This window comes from Acinetobacter sp. YH16056_T (assembly GCF_024605895.1).
Taxonomy (GTDB): domain Bacteria; phylum Pseudomonadota; class Gammaproteobacteria; order Pseudomonadales; family Moraxellaceae; genus Acinetobacter; species Acinetobacter amyesii.
Window position 1 is genome coordinate 2,313,852 of record NZ_CP094545.1, and the last position, 15,871, is coordinate 2,329,722.

Here is a 15,871-nt window from a genome sequence, read left to right on the forward strand (position 1 = left end):
AAACGCTGATTGGATATGCATAGTATTGAAATCACAATGTGCTGTTCAATCAACTCTTTCGCGATGTCAATCTAAAGCTACTTCAAAAGCAAAATGCCCTGCCTGAATTAATCGTGATGAATAGCAATCAACAGACCTATATTTTTAAAGGCATACAGCGAATTGCTGATTTACGTGATTTTGAAGCAGAACAATTAACTCAAAAGACGTGGGTTCTCGTAGAGAATAAGGCTCTACCCGCCCCAATAACTCTCACATTCAACAATGGCCGTATAACATTTTTTAGTGGCTGTAATCGCATTGGCCGCAATTATGATGTAGAAAAGCATACTTTGCGTTTTACAGGAGATGTAGGGAGTACCCTGAAGTTCTGCACACAATTACATCAGCAAGAGCTTCATATAAAACGTTTGCTCAGCCAATCCTTAAATTTTCACTTCAACGTTATAGATAGCAAAATCCAACTTAGGCTCATGAACACTGAGCAACAATTCTATATATTCCAAGCCATTGAGCCATAAAAAAACCGAGGCTTTAGCCTCGGTTTTCAGTTCAACTTACGGAGAACTTAGTAAACGCCTTGAGCAAGCATTGCGTCAGCAACTTTTACGAAGCCTGCAATGTTCGCACCGTTTACATAGTTCACAGTACCATCTTCTTCAGTACCGTATTTCACGCAGTTGCGGTGAATTTCTTTCATGATCGCATGTAGACGCTCATCAACTTCTTCGAAAGTCCAACCCAAACGAATTGCGTTTTGAGACATTTCAAGACCAGAAGTCGCAACACCACCCGCATTCGATGCTTTACCTGGTGCATAAAGAATTTTCGCTTCAACGAATTTCTCAACTGCAGCCAAAGTTGAAGGCATGTTCGCACCTTCAGCAACACAGATTGCGCCATTTGCAAGAAGAGCTTCAGCATCAGCTTCATCTAATTCATTTTGAGTTGCACATGGAAGCGCGATATCACATTTGATAGACCAAGGACGTTGACCTTCTAAATATTCAAAACCGTGCTTAGATGCAAATTCAGAAATACGGCCACGCTTAACGTTTTTCAATTCCATTACTTCAGCAAGAAGTTCAGTTGTGAAACCATCTTTCACGTATACAGTACCAGCTGAGTCAGAAAGTGAAACCACTTTCGCACCTAAGTACATTGCTTTTTCAGCAGCGTATTGTGCAACGTTACCAGAACCCGAAATCGTTACAACTTTATCTTTAAAGCTATCGCCACGAGTTTTTAGCATTTCCTCAGCGAAATACACAGTACCGTAACCAGTTGCTTCAGGACGTGCAAGTGAACCACCGAAAGTTAAACCTTTACCAGTGAACACACATGCTGTGTCGTTGCTTAATTTTTTCATCATACCAGCCATGTAGCCAACTTCACGGCCACCTACACCGATGTCACCCGCAGGGATGTCAGTGTTAGAACCAAGATGACGGTATAATTCGATCATTAATGCTTGGCAGAAACGCATGATTTCGCCTTCAGATTTACCTTTAGGGTCAAAATCTGAACCACCTTTACCACCACCCATAGGAAGTGTAGTTAAAGCATTTTTGAAAGTTTGTTCAAAACCTAAGAATTTAAGAATTGAAAGGTTCACTGATGGGTGGAAACGCATACCACCTTTGAATGGACCAATTGCTGAGTTGTATTGAACACGGAAAGCACGGTTAACTTGAGTTTGACCTTTGTCATCTACCCATGAAACACGGAACTGAATTGCACGCTCAGGCTCAACAAGACGTTCTAGCAAACCGTAGTCAGCATATTGTGGGTTCTTTTCGATGAATGGCCAAAGGCTCGTCATCACTTCTTCAACAGCTTGAAGAAATTCAGGTTGATGTTCATCACGTGTTTTAACGTAGTCTAGGAAGTCGTTAAGGCTGTTATATTTCAACACTTAATCCTCAGCAGATGTATGGATCAAAATTGATCACAATTTTGATCAAAGATATATTTTGGCGCAAAATATTAAATATCTTTTGTAACTAATCAGCAATAGTTTTTTTTAAAAATCTTTAAATTCTTTAAAGAACAGCGATTTAAATTGATTACTCAGATATTTTAGTTATAAATATTATTACTTTTAGGAATATTTTAATGAATTATTTTGCTCATTTATGATGCATCTATAGACCCATTTTTGCGCACAGCAATTCATACTGAAACATGCTAGAATTCAACGTCCTCTTTGGTTTTTCTCTGCCTTCATTTGTACTCGCGACTACCCATGACTTCTGAAATTTCCCTCATCCAACAAATTGATGCCCTATTGCCACAAACTCAATGTGGACTTTGTGGACACCGAGACGGCTGCTTACCCTATGCCAAAGCCATCAGTGAAGGAGAAGAAGCCAATAAATGTATACCCGGTGGTCAACCTGTGGCAGATTCACTAGCAGCGTTATTAAATCGTCCACACTTAACAGCAGAAGCCAGTGTTTGGCCCATCCAAAGTGATGGGCGCCCGCAACGGGTCAAAGCCGTGATTCGTGAGGATGAATGCATTGGTTGTACCAAATGTATCAGTGCCTGCCCTGTTGATGCCATTATTGGCTCAGGCAAATTGATGCATACGGTCTTGACGGATTTATGTACGGGCTGCGAACTCTGCATCCCACCGTGTCCAGTGGATTGTATCGACCTTGTCGAAGAGCTTGATCAAGTGCCATCTGAACCTGTTCGAATCGCAGAACAGAATGATTTACGTCGCCGCTACTATGCACATATTCAGCGTGAGGAAAAGCGCCGAATTCATCGTAAAGGCCCTATTGTACGCGCAGAAATTGATACGGAACTTTTTGCCCAATTTTCGACCCAGACAGACTCAGTACCGGTCATTGAAGTCGTGGAAAAACCTGCTACGCCAGTCGTTCAACTCGATGCAAAAACCACCATTGAACTTGCAAAAATTCGTACACAAATTAAGAAATTAGAAAAACAACTGAGTGTTCGAGACGATGCAAAAAAACGTGAGTTACTCCATACGCTCACGCAACAATTAACACAACTGCAAGGGGCTTAATCATGGCTGTTAAAAACATGACTAAGAAGCAAATTCAAACTTTTTTTGAACGCTTACGTGAGCAACGCCCCAACCCGAAAACTGAACTCAATTATAGTAGTCCATTTGAACTTTTAGTGGCTGTTACCCTATCTGCTCAGGCCACAGATGTCAGTGTCAACAAAGCCACAGATAAACTTTTTCCAGTAGCAAATACTCCTGAAGCTATTTATGCGTTAGGTGTTGACGGACTGAAGGAATATATCAAGACCATTGGCCTGTATAACTCAAAAGCGGAAAATGTCATTAAAGCCTGCAAGATTCTCATTGAGAAGCACAACAGCATCGTTCCGAATAATCGTGCAGATTTGGAAGCCTTACCCGGTGTCGGTCGTAAAACTGCAAATGTGGTGCTGAATACTGCTTTTGGTCAACCGACCATGGCCGTTGATACACATATTTTTCGTTTAGGTAATCGTACAGGATTGGCTGTCGGCAAAAATGTTCTGGAAGTCGAACACCGACTCGTCAAAGTGATTCCTAAAGAATTTATCGTCGATTCACATCATTGGCTGATTTTACATGGACGCTATTGTTGTATTGCCCGCAAACCCAAATGCGATGAATGTATCGTGTCTGATGTATGTAATTGGAATGATAAGTATGAGTTTGGTGCATTAAGACCGATTAAAACCACCCAAATTGAAGATTAATCTCTTCAATTTCGGGCTAGATGGAATTTGTATAAATCAATTGATCGAGTTGATGCTTAATTTTTATCTTGTTCTTTGTTTTTTTTATCAAACTCTTGCTGCAGCTTTGGATGTAAGCGATATTGCTTAGGGTTCAGTTTAGCTTGCTCTGCTTCTTCCACTTGCACCTTACGCAACATTTTAAAGCTGACAAATAATAAGCCCAATAACACCGCCACAGCGATGATGACCATTATAACCAAAGCAAATTTCATAACAGATTCGCCCTAAAAGCCACATAAAAAAAGAGCCCCACTATGCAGTAGGACTCTTTGATTGTCAAAAATTCAAAAAAGTTGAATTATTTAGACTGATCTAAAATCGCGAACAAATCAGTTTGAACTTGATCGATTGGACGAAGACCATTTAATTTGTCATAAGTCGGTGCGTTTTCGCCAGAAGCTGCACGACCTTGGTAGAAACCAACCAATTGCTCAGTTTCAGCGTGGTAAGAACCTAAACGCTTACGAATTGTTGCTTCTTGGTCATCCGGACGTTGAACAAGATCTTCACCAGTTTCGTCATCTTTACCTTCCACTTTTGGTGGGTTGTAAACGGTGTGATATACACGACCAGATGCAGGGTGTTGACGACGACCAGATAAACGTTGAACGATTTCTTCGTCAGGTACATCGATTTCAATTACATGATCGATGCTGATCCCTTCGTTTTCAAGCGCTTCAGCTTGTGGAATCGTACGCGGGAAACCGTCGAAAATGCAGCCGTTGACACAGTCAGGTTGAGCAATGCGTTCTTTTACAAGACCAATAATAAGCTCATCAGATACAAGGCCGCCATTATCCATGACGCTTTTAGCTTGTAGACCTAATTCAGTACCTTCACGAATCGCAGCACGGAGCATATCACCGGTTGAAATTTGTGGGATATCGTAGCGCTTACAGATCAACTGAGCTTGTGTCCCTTTACCTGCTCCAGGTGGTCCGAGTAATATAATGCGCATAAAAAAACATCCTCATTTTAAACATTGTATATGACGCTATGTAGTGATCTAAACCCAAGATTCAGATCATCTTCCAGCATCTAATTATAAGAAAGCCACAAACAAATGTATTGTACCCGCGATAAAACCGGTTACACCACCCAAGACAATTAAAATCCATTCGTCTTCCTGAAATGCAGGACGTAATAGATTTTGAAATTCTTTCGGTGTTAGCTCACGAATACGGTCTCTAAACATTTGAAAGATTTTCTGTGCACGGCTCGCATTAAACGCAGGGTCGCATACAGGCACCATCGTAATTTCAATTGAGCGATCGATCAAGTCTGTCTTGAGTTTTGCGTACTCTTTTGGACCTAAAGACAACTGTAATGAGGTACGAACCAGTGGAGATTCCATAATTTCATTAATATGACGTTTCACAATGCGACGGGTCTTATCTTTCTTCCCGCCATACATCATTTCGGTCATGATGGATTTTAACGTAATTAGGTCTTCTGTGACTACACTTGCGAATACATCCGAAACTTCTTCTTGGCGTTTCATAAACGCCCCTTGAACATTGTACGTTCCAATACGTGGAATCACAGGTTTAATCCAAGGGAATTTACGATCTTTAGTTAATTCAAATAATTGCAAATACTTAACAGGGTGCGGCTCAATGGGATTAAATACCATCCAGATGGCAATCCAGTTGGTCAAAAAGCCCCAGATTGCTGCCCAAAATGGAACCGTCCAATGCCAAGGCACCACAAACCAAACGATCATCTGGAAGATACCAAAGAACATCCCAATCAAGGCACTGATATGCCAAATAAAGTTGATTTCTTTCTGGCCAACTTTAAGGAACATCCGCACCATCAAGAGACGATCCGCTTCCATTTGACTCACCACCATTTCTCGCATGTCAACAAGTGACTCTACGTTCATGGTCAGTTCGGTCACGAGTTCTTTTAAGGTATTTGGCAGCTGTTTATGTGCTTGGGCATAAATACGGCGTTTAATCGAATACGGTAAGTTTTCCCAAAGCACCGCATTTCGGTCTAGCATGACCTCATCAATCAAATGTTCAAGTTCAAAGCCAACTTGTTCACCAATGATGCGCGCCATGTCCTCAGGATCCATTGCATCTAAAAACTCGCGCAAGGAACCCAATTTAGACAATGTATTATCCGTAATAATGCCAGAAATACGTCCAGCTTTTCTTGGCACAATCCCCTGCCATCCTACGGGTAATGGACCTAAATGGAATCCCCAAAAAGTAATCGGGTAAAATACCATTTTCAGTGCCATCCAAACGTGTGCCCAGGTAACGAATGCGGTAACGGGGATAATACTCAGCACAGCCCAAAAATCGGGACGTTGCAAAAAGGTTTGCCACAATTCGTTAACGTACTCAAGCATGCATAACTTCCATATTTAATTTTATTCAGTGAGTGCGGTTATAAAATAAAGTTGATTATTTTCACTACAAACCAAAACTTAAAGTATATGAGATTTGTAGTCTCGGTTCGGTTTCCACAATCACATTACCTGATTTGTCTTCTAATTTTTCACCCGCACCCAAGCCTACACTAAACGTACTAATACGCTCGGCACTCAACATCACATAAGCAAGATCGATACCACCACCTAAACGCGCTTCATCTTCACCATCTACTTTCTTGGAGTCGATGTGGCCCGCATAAGCTCCGATATAATAACCATTTTTATCTTTGCCAGTGAAATGAACTGGGTAACGAAAGCCGACTTGCCCACCAGGTGTTTTATCATCGTTCAAGAAAACACCAGCTTTTGCATAGGCAATGCCATATGGGTTTACCCACTCACCATTCACGTGAATAATTTTTTGAGTAAAACCTGCTCCAACATTCCATGGTTGATAACCCTTACCTGTTAACTTTGCCTCAGGTAAAAATGAATTGTCATTGGCATGTGCGATGCTTCCAAGCATCATAAATGCAAGCAATGGATATAATTTATTCATTGTTTTCACAAACTTCCTTAGTATTATTTTTTGGAATATTCCTTTTTTATACGTTTCGACTTTAGCAGAATAATATGAACTGTTATACACAAAGCCCCATAATTTTCATGTCTGCAAAGTCAAAATATAGACTGCAATCACAGCAGAGTCGTTTTTATTTATCAAAAAAATGTCAGTTGCGCTAGAATATGCCTCTTCCGTTATTTTAGCTCTCAGCCTTTAAGTCGAACGCGTATGAAGCAGCATTATCCTTTAAAAAATGTCCAGCAAGAAAAGCGGATTTATCGTAATCGCGTGGTGATTTCGATAGGGATTGTCTCCTTCTTTATGCTGTTGCTTGTGGCACGTTATGCATATTTGCAAATCAAGAGTTATGAGACCTTTTCAACTGCTGCAGATCAAAACCGAATTCGACTGCAACCACTTGCACCTTCTCGTGGTTATATCTATGACCGTAATGGCGTGTTATTAGCCGATAATTATCCGGTTTTCTCAGCAACCATGAGCCGTGCGGATGTTGAAGATATCGATGATACTGTTGAGCGCCTAACACCCTTATTAGAGCTTACATCTGAAGATATCGAACGCTTTAAAAGTCGAATTAAAACCTCTAAAAAGACTGAACGTGTTTCGATTAAACTGAATTTAAATGAAAATGATATCGCCCGTTTTAGTGAGGTGAAATATCAATTTCCGGGTGTCAATATAGAGACCCAAATGACTCGCTACTATCCACATGGCGAACTGTTTGCCCATGTGATTGGCTACGTAGGTCGTATTAATGACAAAGAACTAAAAACGATTGATAAAGATTTATACGCTGGCTCAAACCTGATCGGTAAAATTGGCGTTGAAAAATCATATGAAGAACTTTTACATGGAATGCCGGGGAATGAGTCGGTTGAAGCCGATGCCTTTGGTAATGTGTTACGTCACCTTGGTCGTAAAGATCCGATTCGTGGTAATGACTTATATTTATCCCTAGATTATGGACTACAAATGGTCGCTTCAGAGCAGCTCGCAGATCGACGTGGTGCAATTGTGGCGATTGACCCACGTACTGGAGAAATTCTTGCTCTTGTGTCCAGTCCTAGTTTTAACCCTAACTTATTTGTTACCGGGATTAGCAGCAAAGATTATTCTGAACTACGTGATAGCCTCGATCAGCCATTATATAACCGTGCTGTACAAGGGGCTTATCCACCGGGTTCAACGATTAAGCCAATGTTTGGTCTAGGTGGTATTCATTATGGTCTAGTGGACTGGAGTACTGCCATTTCAGATCCGGGCTATTTCACGCTTCCGGGTGACAGCCATCGTTTCCGTGACCACAAAAAAACTGGTCATGGCTCAGTCAATTTACACAAAGCCCAAGTCGTTTCCTGCGATACCTATTTCTATGTCTTGTCCTATCGTATGGGCATTGAAAAAATGAATACGTGGATGCGTCAGTTTGGCTTCGGTGAAAAAACCGGTGTAGATTTACCAAGTGAAAGCACTGGGCTATATCCAAATCCTGAATGGAAACTTCGCACACGGAAGTCCAACTGGCTCAAAGGTGAAACCATTTCTGTCAGTATTGGTCAGGGTGCTTTTACTGCAACACCATTACAACTGGCGATGGCGACTGCCATTACTGCCAATCAAGGCTCTCATGTTACACCTCACGTTCTGCGTGAGAGTAAAGGTGCTAAAGTTCACAAAGTCCATAACGCCCCGAATGGTCGCATTCAATTTAATGGTAAGCCAGATGATTGGATCAAAATGCGTGATGCCATGATTGATGTGGTTCAAACAGGAACAGGTCGTGGTATTCGTACCCCAATGTATCAAATAGCAGGTAAAACAGGGACCGCACAGGTTAAAAGTATTGCCCAAGGTAAACGTTATAACGAGTCCTTATTGACAGAGCGTCAGCTTGACCATGGTTTATTTGTTGGTTTTGCCCCTGCGGAAAAACCTGAAATTGCGATTGCAGTCGTTTGGGAAAATGGTCGTCACGGTGGTTCTGCTGCTCAAATTGCGAAACCGATGTTTGACTACTGGTTATTAACACGTAAAAAGAATCCAATTCGTCCTGCAAGCCATCAAATTAGCGGTGGTCTCATGACTGCAGGTCTAAAACCGAGTGAGTTACCAAGCGGCTCGAATATTTTATCAGCCGATCCAAATGCGAGCCCAACAGCTCAGCAGAACAACAGTGCCACTCAACAACCGAATAGTGTAAATACAACACCTCGTGCTGCCAGTGCAGCACATGCAACCGATGAGGAATAATTCATGAAAAATCAATTAAGAATCATTGGTGGTGAATGGAAGCGTCGTCAATTACCTTTTGCCAGTATTGACGGTTTACGCCCTACACCTGACCGTGTCCGCGAGACATTATTTAACTGGCTCATGTGGGATGTTCAAAATGCCAAAGTCCTCGACCTCTGTACAGGTTCAGGGGCATTATCGTTTGAAGCACTCTCACGTGGTGCAGCAGAAGCCGTTTTAATTGAACCTGATCGCACCCAAGCGAAGTTTCTCATGGACAATTTAGAACTCTTAAGGGTGAGCAAACAACGTGTGCAACTCAAAAACATGACGGCTCAACAAGCCATTCCTAATTTGAAAGATCAATTTGATCTGATTTTCTTAGATCCACCATATAGTCTTGATTTATGGCAAGAACTTGCTGAATTGGTCGATCCGTGCATTGCAGACAATGGTTTAATTTATATCGAAGCTGATCGTGATCTTGCTCAGTTAAAACTCCCGAGCAGTTGGCAGCAAATCAAACAAACCAAAGCTGGGACGGTGTGTGCAGGCTTATATAAGAAGGCTTAATGTAAATGCACACAAAAAAGGACGTCAATGCGTCCTTTTTTATTACTTGAAAATCATTAAACCTGTGGTCGAAGTGGACGCTGGCTGTTAAATCCACCCGTGTTTTTAGCTTTATCCACGGGCGTCACTTTAGGACGTTGTTGCTGTGGTTTTTGCTGCTGGGGCTTGCTTGTATTGGGTTTAGCTGGCGTCTGAGGCTTTGAGCTTGGACGCTGCACATTTGACGGATGCTGAGATGAAGGTTTCTGTACATTCGGGTTATGCGCATTTGGTTTATATATATTGTCTGGACGGCTATTCGAATTCGGTCGTGGTGAGTTTGGTCGATGTTGCGGGCTATTCACTCGACCATATGAACGGTCATAACGCTGACTTGAGTCATAGCGCTGTCCGTATGAACCACCATATTGACCTGAATAACCATATTGATTTGCATAGCCATATCGATTCGATTGGTATCGGCCATCATCAAATGGCGCCACGACACACCCTGTAAATGTAACTGCAACCACAGATAGCAAAGCAACTTGTTTAAGCATGTGTAGCACTCCTCTTTGATGAAGAGCATTTTCACTTATCGAAATGAATTCAATCGGAAGTCTGTGTACATATGCTGTATTTAAACATTCATGTTTTATTCATCATTTGACATCCAATTTTGCTACATTTGCTCAGTCAGCCACATTTATATAGAAAAATTCACTACAATAGCGCCACGTATTACAAAGCTGTAATTTAATGACTTGGCTGATTTTTATTCTTGGTGCCATCTTTGCGGGATTCGTACAAGGATTAACAGGGTTTGCATTCGCCCTTATCGCAATGTCATTTTGGGTTTGGATACTCCCCCCACAAATAGCCGCACCCTTGGTGGTCTGCGCTTCAGTTTATAGCCACTTCATTTCATTATCATCAGAACGTAAAAGCATTCCGATCAATAAAAAAATCATTTATCCCTATTTAATTGCAGGAATTTTAGGTGTACCACTCGGTACCTATTTATTAGACAGCATTAATCCAGATACATTTAAATTGGTTTTGGGCGCTTTTTTAATGTTTTGGTGCCCAATTTTATTTTTTAATCCTAAATTTTCATTCATCCAAAAATCAGGGAAATGGGCGGATTCTAGTATTGGATATATTGCTGGAATCTTGGGTGGTCTTGGAGGCTTTTGTGGTGCATTACCCTCTGCATGGCTCATGCTGAAAAATACACCCAAAGCAGAACAACGCTATATTTTGCGACATTTCAATTTAGCCATTCAGCTCGTCACACTCATTAGCTATCTGCTACAAGGGATCATCCATCGTGAACATCTGCCCTATTTAGCCGTGCTGTTGGTAATTATGGCTTTTCCCGTGATTTTTGGTGCCAAACTTTTCTATCGTATTTCAGAACGCCAATTTAAGCATATCGTGTTAGGGCTATTATTTTCTTCAGGCTGCTTCTTGGTGACAATGAGTATCTTAATCTGATAACTCAAAACCTAAAGATATTTGTAGAAATTATTCTAATAAAACGCCTTTTCAGTTAGACATTCACATCTTGTAACAATGACACAGTTCACATTTAAATAAAAATTAGCCAAATGGTAAAAAAGTAATTAATTTTTCTGACGAAAATTAATAGAATATTGCACCTCATAATTTTGCTTAAAATAAAACCATGAAAAAGTTCATCCTGCTTGCAGGTGTAACTCTGCTTAGCGGCTGTATGTTTGGCACGTCCAGCGAAATTAAAAAAGCTGAAAAACTACTCTCACATTTTCAGTGCAATAATATTGAAAGTTCACATATGACTCATAGCTCGATTACAACTTTCCATGAAGAAAAACTAGCATCAAGTAAACAAAAAGTCGTGTCTTATATCGATAGCTATAAGCAAGGCGAAAAGTTATTTCGTATCCCGCTCATCGATGTGGTTGACCAGCAATACATTATTTATAAGGCGGCATGTCAAAATCTGGGCGGTATCCATCCCGATTTTCATGATTAAATTCAATATAAAAGTCTAAACAAAATCATCTAAACGTAAAAAGGACAGCCGATGCTGTCCTTTTTTATTGGATTGTTAGATTAGTAATAGCGTGTATCGACACTGAATTTTTCAGGAAATTTGGCATGTATTTGCGCATAGAAACCCATGATTTCCGCCATATCTTTTTCATAATCACCTGTAGGATAAACAATTTTACCCACACCTGTTTTTTTCTGCGCATAGTCCATATAAGCTAAAGCAATCGGCACACCCGCTTGCATAGCAACATGATAAAAACCAGTTTTCCACTTCTCTTGTTTAGCGCGTGTCCCTTCAGGCGTCACTAACATGACCAATTTCGGATGATGCTTAAATAAGTCAGCCATGAGCTCAACCATACTTTGACGAGCTTCACCATCTTGTTTTGGACGTCGATTAATACCAATCCCGCCCATGGCACGTACAAAAGGCCCAAACGGGAACTTCATATAACTGTCTTTAATCGTGATGCGAACATTTACCCCTAAAGCTTTCAGGGCAAGGCGTGCATAAAGTGCATCCCAATTACTGGTATGTGGCGCTGCAATCATGACACATTGGTCGATATTTAAATCCCAATGGTTATCAATTTGCCACCCCATTAAGTTCAGACTTTTTTCCGCTGTTTTTTCAAACACAATTTGCACCGACAGTTTTTTCTATGCCGCAGAGTTTAACAACGCAAAATAATTATAAAAGCCTATATTGTTTAGTTATTCACCAATTAATATATAAATGTCCTTTAGCGTTCACTTTTAGGTAAATCACCAATATTTCACTATTTACGAATTTTAAAAATCAAATGTCTGTTTTGATGTATTAACCAAACACACAATTGTTAACAGGAATAGGCTATTTTTCTTGAGCAATAAAAGTCACGCTTAGCATTATATTGGGTACATACGGTGTATAAATCTCATGAAAAAACTAATGCTCGCTCTCTGTATGGTCAGTGCAACCTTAACGGCATGTTCAAAAACCAGCAATGAATCTGAAACTGCGACACCACCAGATAATAATGTCATTGCCAATACAGACGCAGCCTCAGAAAGTCCGATTGCCACAGGTGATAACACCGAAAATGCACTTGATTGGGCGGGTGAGTATAAAGGGATTCTACCTTGCCATGATTGCAAAGGGATTGAAACTGAGCTTGAACTCAAACTCGATAAAAGCTACGAGCTTAGCCAAGAGTTTTTAGGCAAACCTGCGAACACTGAAAATAAAGTGAAAGGCAGTTTTAAGTTTTTGCCAGATCAACCTGGGATGATTCAACTTGATGCCGAGGGCGACAATCGAATTTACTTTGTAGGTGAAAACTTTATTGAGCTTCGTGGTGATAAAGGTGAAAAACTAGAAATGCCTGAAGTAAATCTTAAACTCACCAAAAAGCTTGATTAGTGTTTTACTCTAAATAGGATTGTTATAAAAAAATCCCCGCAAGTAGCGGGGATTTTTTGTTTAATCCAAATGTATCAACGGGTTAATTATTTTCCGCCAAATACATAAGAAAGACCTACACGACCACCAACTTCGCTACCACCAGCAACACCAATTGCAGCGCTAAGTGAAGTACGGCCATCACCATAATAGCGAGCACACCTGCAAAAATTGGACGTTCAATAAAAAATTTTGACAGCATAGAACAAGATCACTTTCTGGTGGCGATTGGGCTTAAACACGCAATATTTTTCTTCAAATTAACATAGGCGAGTGGATCTTCCGTGACTGAAAATCAAAAAATTATACTTTTTCACAAAAATATTGTTTTTTCTTCATTTTTTCTCACAGATTTTTGTATTTGCCCTCCCAATTTTGGGATAGCTCCTAGATTCATCTTATTTCTATACTTCTGACATAACAATTTGGATGACAAGGAATTCATGATGAAAAAAACGTTAATTTGCTTAGCCTTAGCAGGTTTACTCAGTGCATGTGGCGGGTCAGACAATGATTCTGGTAGCAATCAGAATCCGCCACCGAGTTCAGCAACACAGATTGGTGTACTGACCGATGGCCCTGTAACTGGGGTTAAATATCTCAGAGCTTCGAGTTCAGGTGAAAGTATTGAAGGTATCACCAATGATAAAGGTGAGTTTGAATATGCTGAGGGTGATACTGTTCGCTTCTTTATTGGTGATGTGCAACTTGGTGAAGCCATTGAAGCTAAAGCACGTATTACCCCACTAGATTTGGCTGAAAGTGAAAATGCCCGTACCAACTTAATGGTGTTTTTACAATCTTTAGATAGCGATGGCGACCATAGTAATGGGATTGAGATTAGTGCAGAGACTCAAGCAGCCTTCAATACTGTAAATCTAACTTTTGAACAAAATAGCACCGATTTCACAACTGAAGTGCTTAGCAAAACAACCCTCACAGTTGACCAACTCGTGACACCTGAAAAAGCTGCAGAAAACTTCCAAGCCACTTTCTATAAAGATATTGCAGGCACTTGGGAAATTGGGCGTACTGAAAGCACTGCTGTTATATTACATATTTTACCAGACGGACGTTATGCGCTAGGTGAAGCAGATGTAGCTGATGAAACAGGGAAGTCTGGTATCGAAACAGGACGACTAAATTGGAATGCTTTAACTTCAGCGCTGAGCCCTGTGATCTCAGTAGATACTAATGGAGACTACGGGCTTTCACATCCAGACAATGATGGTCATTACCGCCTAAGTTATAACGGTACAGATTTAGTGCTGACTGATGTAGGAAGTAATAGCACTTATATTTTAACTAAAGTCAAACAATCATCAGGTTTAGTCGGCACTTGGCAATTTAATCAAACTCATTTATTTGCTTTCTTTGACACAGGATTCTATTTCTTGTTAGACACTGAAGGCGATGATGATTGCGCTAACCCAGGTATTGAATATGGCAAATATTCAATGACAGCCAATACACTTGCCGCAACAGAAGTGTTATATGACACCAACGATTGCGGTGGCTTACAAGACTCTTGGGATGGCAGTAAAGTGAATGCAACTTACAGCATCTCAGGAACAAGCCTAACCTTGCATCCGCAAGGCGAAGACTCTGTTACCCTACAACGTAGTAACTAAACATATTCAAAAGCTGCCTAAGCCAAACTTAGGCAGCTTTAACCAATATGCTCAAAATGAATGGTACAACCCATTAATAAATGCATAAGTTCAATTTGCGAGTTGCATTGGGTTTTTTCATAAATATTTTTAAAATAAGTGCGCACCGAACTGAGGGTAATCCCGCAATGTTCCGCAATTTCTTCTAACTTATAACCATTCAACAACAACTCACACAACTCAAACTCACGTTTAGATAATTGATAAGCTTGCTGCAAATAGGCTTTAGACAAGGCATAGTGCTGATGTTTATCGGTCAGAAATACCGCAATTTGATGTTGTCCTGCATTTTGATGCTGCATATTTTTTAATTTAGAACAAGGTACGATAGTCAGCATTAATTGTTGTCCTTTCGCATCTGACAAAGACAATACACCGCCTACATCTGCGTTTAATGCCGACTGTCCCAACAACGCTGAATGTAATAATTGATCTAAACGACTTTGATCATAAGCATGGGTTTTTAAACGATTATACAAGTCCAAATCTAAACATGAATCGTGTTCCAGCATGCTTTGAGCTAAAGGGTTTGAATAAGTCAAACTCAGCTGATGATCAAGCAAAATTACACCTGTTTTTAAATGATCGAGCACGCTATACAAACTTAAATTTTCTTGTTTAACCAAACTAAACTGACGATGGATTTGTAAGGCACGGCGTAAATGCACACCCAAATGCTTTAAAAAATCCAACTCTTTTTGTTGATACGGCGCTACATCTGGCGCACGGTGTAATCCCAAAACCGCCCAGCGATGTGAACCCTGATCGAGCAAAACAGCCGAGATATAACTAATTCCCGTCGGATTTAAACACCGTTCATAAAAGATATATTCATCACTTTCAGGGTTTTCCCCATAATGCGATAAATCCGAGCTCGCTACTTGGCCCACACCTAAATTTTCCCACAATACTCGGTGTAACTGCATGTCAATCACACGAATCCGCTCATCACGATAGGCATGCAAAGCTTCATCTGGAATATTGTGACTAAATAAAAAATCGTAACTTGGACTAAATTGATCTAAGGCAGTAAAAATGGCGGTTTTACTGTCTGTATATTGAACAATTTTTTCAATTACTTGCGGCCATAAATTCACATCTACAGCGGCATCATAAATACTGCCTATAATTTCGTGTTCTCGGTTATCCATTTTTATCCCCTTTATGCCTACTCCAGCCTGCATTACATTTATTTA

Annotated in this window: 18 protein-coding genes; 9 read left to right on the top strand and 9 right to left on the bottom strand. The window is 40.5% G+C overall.

Features of this window, described 5'->3' with window-relative positions; genetic code table 11:
* The first annotated feature begins 38 nt into the window (after positions 1-38).
* Positions 39-521 (top strand): META domain-containing protein, encoded by a 483-nt coding sequence (locus tag MST17_RS11440; RefSeq protein WP_180026664.1) that lies wholly within the window; start codon positions 39-41, stop codon positions 519-521.
* Positions 522-568: 47 nt separating this feature from the next.
* On the opposite strand, the gene gdhA is transcribed toward MST17_RS11440, so the two are convergent.
* Positions 569-1,915: an NADP-specific glutamate dehydrogenase gene (gene gdhA, locus MST17_RS11445; RefSeq protein WP_257246863.1), complete on the bottom strand. Its 1,347-nt coding sequence runs from the start codon at positions 1,913-1,915 to the stop codon at positions 569-571.
* A gap of 330 nt (positions 1,916-2,245) precedes the next feature.
* Here gdhA and MST17_RS11450 point away from each other — a divergent pair, with 330 nt between their 5' ends.
* Both MST17_RS11450 and nth read left to right on the top strand, forming a co-directional pair.
* Entirely contained in the window at positions 2,246-3,040 is a 795-nt protein-coding gene (locus MST17_RS11450) for an RnfABCDGE type electron transport complex subunit B (RefSeq protein ID WP_180003967.1), read from the top strand.
* A 2-nt stretch (positions 3,041-3,042) separates the two neighbouring features.
* On the top strand, positions 3,043-3,732 hold the full coding sequence (gene nth / locus MST17_RS11455) for an endonuclease III (RefSeq protein WP_180020700.1): 690 nt from the start codon (positions 3,043-3,045) through the stop codon (positions 3,730-3,732).
* A gap of 56 nt (positions 3,733-3,788) precedes the next feature.
* Here the strand turns inward: nth and MST17_RS11460 are convergent, their stop codons facing one another.
* From MST17_RS11460 to MST17_RS11475, 4 genes are all read right to left on the bottom strand, one after another.
* The gene (locus MST17_RS11460; protein ID WP_180026662.1) at positions 3,789-3,986 is read right to left on the bottom strand and encodes a hypothetical protein; all 198 of its coding nucleotides are present in this window, start codon (positions 3,984-3,986) and stop codon (positions 3,789-3,791) included.
* 86 nt (positions 3,987-4,072) lie between these two features.
* On the bottom strand, positions 4,073-4,732 hold the full coding sequence (gene adk, locus MST17_RS11465) for an adenylate kinase (protein WP_078189866.1): 660 nt from the start codon (positions 4,730-4,732) through the stop codon (positions 4,073-4,075).
* 84 nt (positions 4,733-4,816) lie between these two features.
* Entirely contained in the window at positions 4,817-6,133 is a 1,317-nt protein-coding gene (locus tag MST17_RS11470) for a hypothetical protein (protein WP_168378316.1), read from the bottom strand.
* Between the two features lie 64 nt (positions 6,134-6,197).
* Positions 6,198-6,716 (bottom strand): hypothetical protein, encoded by a 519-nt coding sequence (locus tag MST17_RS11475; protein ID WP_078192958.1) that lies wholly within the window; start codon positions 6,714-6,716, stop codon positions 6,198-6,200.
* 234 nt (positions 6,717-6,950) lie between these two features.
* Between MST17_RS11475 and mrdA the strand changes: the two genes are divergently transcribed.
* Positions 6,951-8,993 carry a penicillin-binding protein 2 gene (gene mrdA / locus MST17_RS11480; protein ID WP_180026661.1) on the top strand — a complete coding sequence of 681 codons (2,043 nt, stop codon included), beginning with the start codon at positions 6,951-6,953 and terminating at the stop codon, positions 8,991-8,993.
* A gap of 3 nt (positions 8,994-8,996) precedes the next feature.
* Positions 8,997-9,548 (top strand): 16S rRNA (guanine(966)-N(2))-methyltransferase RsmD, encoded by a 552-nt coding sequence (gene rsmD, locus MST17_RS11485; RefSeq protein WP_180026660.1) that lies wholly within the window; start codon positions 8,997-8,999, stop codon positions 9,546-9,548.
* Between the two features lie 56 nt (positions 9,549-9,604).
* Here the strand turns inward: rsmD and MST17_RS11490 are convergent, their stop codons facing one another.
* Complete coding sequence (locus MST17_RS11490; RefSeq protein WP_180026659.1) at positions 9,605-10,087, bottom strand: hypothetical protein; 483 nt, start codon at positions 10,085-10,087, stop codon at positions 9,605-9,607.
* A gap of 199 nt (positions 10,088-10,286) precedes the next feature.
* On the opposite strand from MST17_RS11490, the gene MST17_RS11495 reads away from it, so the two are divergent.
* Together MST17_RS11495 and MST17_RS11500 are read left to right on the top strand one after the other, a co-directional pair.
* On the top strand, positions 10,287-11,024 hold the full coding sequence (locus tag MST17_RS11495) for a sulfite exporter TauE/SafE family protein (RefSeq protein ID WP_180011853.1): 738 nt from the start codon (positions 10,287-10,289) through the stop codon (positions 11,022-11,024).
* A gap of 190 nt (positions 11,025-11,214) precedes the next feature.
* On the top strand, positions 11,215-11,544 hold the full coding sequence (locus MST17_RS11500; RefSeq protein ID WP_078192963.1) for a hypothetical protein: 330 nt from the start codon (positions 11,215-11,217) through the stop codon (positions 11,542-11,544).
* Positions 11,545-11,624: 80 nt separating this feature from the next.
* Here the strand turns inward: MST17_RS11500 and MST17_RS11505 are convergent, their stop codons facing one another.
* On the bottom strand, positions 11,625-12,203 hold the full coding sequence (locus MST17_RS11505; protein WP_180007486.1) for a 1-acyl-sn-glycerol-3-phosphate acyltransferase: 579 nt from the start codon (positions 12,201-12,203) through the stop codon (positions 11,625-11,627).
* A gap of 280 nt (positions 12,204-12,483) precedes the next feature.
* On the opposite strand from MST17_RS11505, the gene MST17_RS11510 reads away from it, so the two are divergent.
* Entirely contained in the window at positions 12,484-12,966 is a 483-nt protein-coding gene (locus MST17_RS11510) for a copper resistance protein NlpE (protein ID WP_180007485.1), read from the top strand.
* 115 nt (positions 12,967-13,081) lie between these two features.
* Here MST17_RS11510 and MST17_RS11515 read toward each other — a convergent pair whose 3' ends face one another.
* A complete protein-coding gene (locus tag MST17_RS11515) occupies positions 13,082-13,207 on the bottom strand; it encodes a hypothetical protein (RefSeq protein ID WP_257222683.1) in 126 nt (41 codons plus the stop codon).
* 244 nt (positions 13,208-13,451) lie between these two features.
* On the opposite strand from MST17_RS11515, the gene MST17_RS11520 reads away from it, so the two are divergent.
* Positions 13,452-14,636 (top strand): hypothetical protein, encoded by a 1,185-nt coding sequence (locus MST17_RS11520; protein WP_180026658.1) that lies wholly within the window; start codon positions 13,452-13,454, stop codon positions 14,634-14,636.
* Positions 14,637-14,674: 38 nt separating this feature from the next.
* On the opposite strand, the gene MST17_RS11525 is transcribed toward MST17_RS11520, so the two are convergent.
* Positions 14,675-15,826, bottom strand: coding sequence for a helix-turn-helix transcriptional regulator (locus MST17_RS11525; RefSeq protein ID WP_004972128.1), 1,152 nt, complete (start codon positions 15,824-15,826; stop codon positions 14,675-14,677).
* Between the last annotated feature and the right edge of the window lie 45 nt (positions 15,827-15,871).

Excerpts from the sequence above, each read along its gene's own strand:
- MST17_RS11490 (WP_180026659.1), bottom strand. The coding sequence starts at position 10,087 with ATGCTTAAACAAGTTGCTTTGCTATCTGTGGTTGCAGTTACATTTACA.
- MST17_RS11470 (WP_168378316.1), bottom strand. The coding sequence starts at position 6,133 with ATGCTTGAGTACGTTAACGAATTGTGGCAAACCTTTTTGCAACGTCCC.
- MST17_RS11495 (WP_180011853.1), top strand. The coding sequence starts at position 10,287 with ATGACTTGGCTGATTTTTATTCTTGGTGCCATCTTTGCGGGATTCGTA.
- MST17_RS11450 (WP_180003967.1), top strand. The coding sequence starts at position 2,246 with ATGACTTCTGAAATTTCCCTCATCCAACAAATTGATGCCCTATTGCCA.
- adk (WP_078189866.1), bottom strand. The coding sequence starts at position 4,732 with ATGCGCATTATATTACTCGGACCACCTGGAGCAGGTAAAGGGACACAA.
- MST17_RS11515 (WP_257222683.1), bottom strand. The coding sequence starts at position 13,207 with ATGCTGTCAAAATTTTTTATTGAACGTCCAATTTTTGCAGGTGTGCTC.
- MST17_RS11510 (WP_180007485.1), top strand. The coding sequence starts at position 12,484 with ATGAAAAAACTAATGCTCGCTCTCTGTATGGTCAGTGCAACCTTAACG.
- MST17_RS11500 (WP_078192963.1), top strand. The coding sequence starts at position 11,215 with ATGAAAAAGTTCATCCTGCTTGCAGGTGTAACTCTGCTTAGCGGCTGT.
- MST17_RS11525 (WP_004972128.1), bottom strand. The coding sequence starts at position 15,826 with ATGGATAACCGAGAACACGAAATTATAGGCAGTATTTATGATGCCGCT.
- rsmD (WP_180026660.1), top strand. The coding sequence starts at position 8,997 with ATGAAAAATCAATTAAGAATCATTGGTGGTGAATGGAAGCGTCGTCAA.
- MST17_RS11475 (WP_078192958.1), bottom strand. The coding sequence starts at position 6,716 with ATGAATAAATTATATCCATTGCTTGCATTTATGATGCTTGGAAGCATC.
- mrdA (WP_180026661.1), top strand. The coding sequence starts at position 6,951 with ATGAAGCAGCATTATCCTTTAAAAAATGTCCAGCAAGAAAAGCGGATT.
- MST17_RS11460 (WP_180026662.1), bottom strand. The coding sequence starts at position 3,986 with ATGAAATTTGCTTTGGTTATAATGGTCATCATCGCTGTGGCGGTGTTA.
- MST17_RS11520 (WP_180026658.1), top strand. The coding sequence starts at position 13,452 with ATGAAAAAAACGTTAATTTGCTTAGCCTTAGCAGGTTTACTCAGTGCA.
- nth (WP_180020700.1), top strand. The coding sequence starts at position 3,043 with ATGGCTGTTAAAAACATGACTAAGAAGCAAATTCAAACTTTTTTTGAA.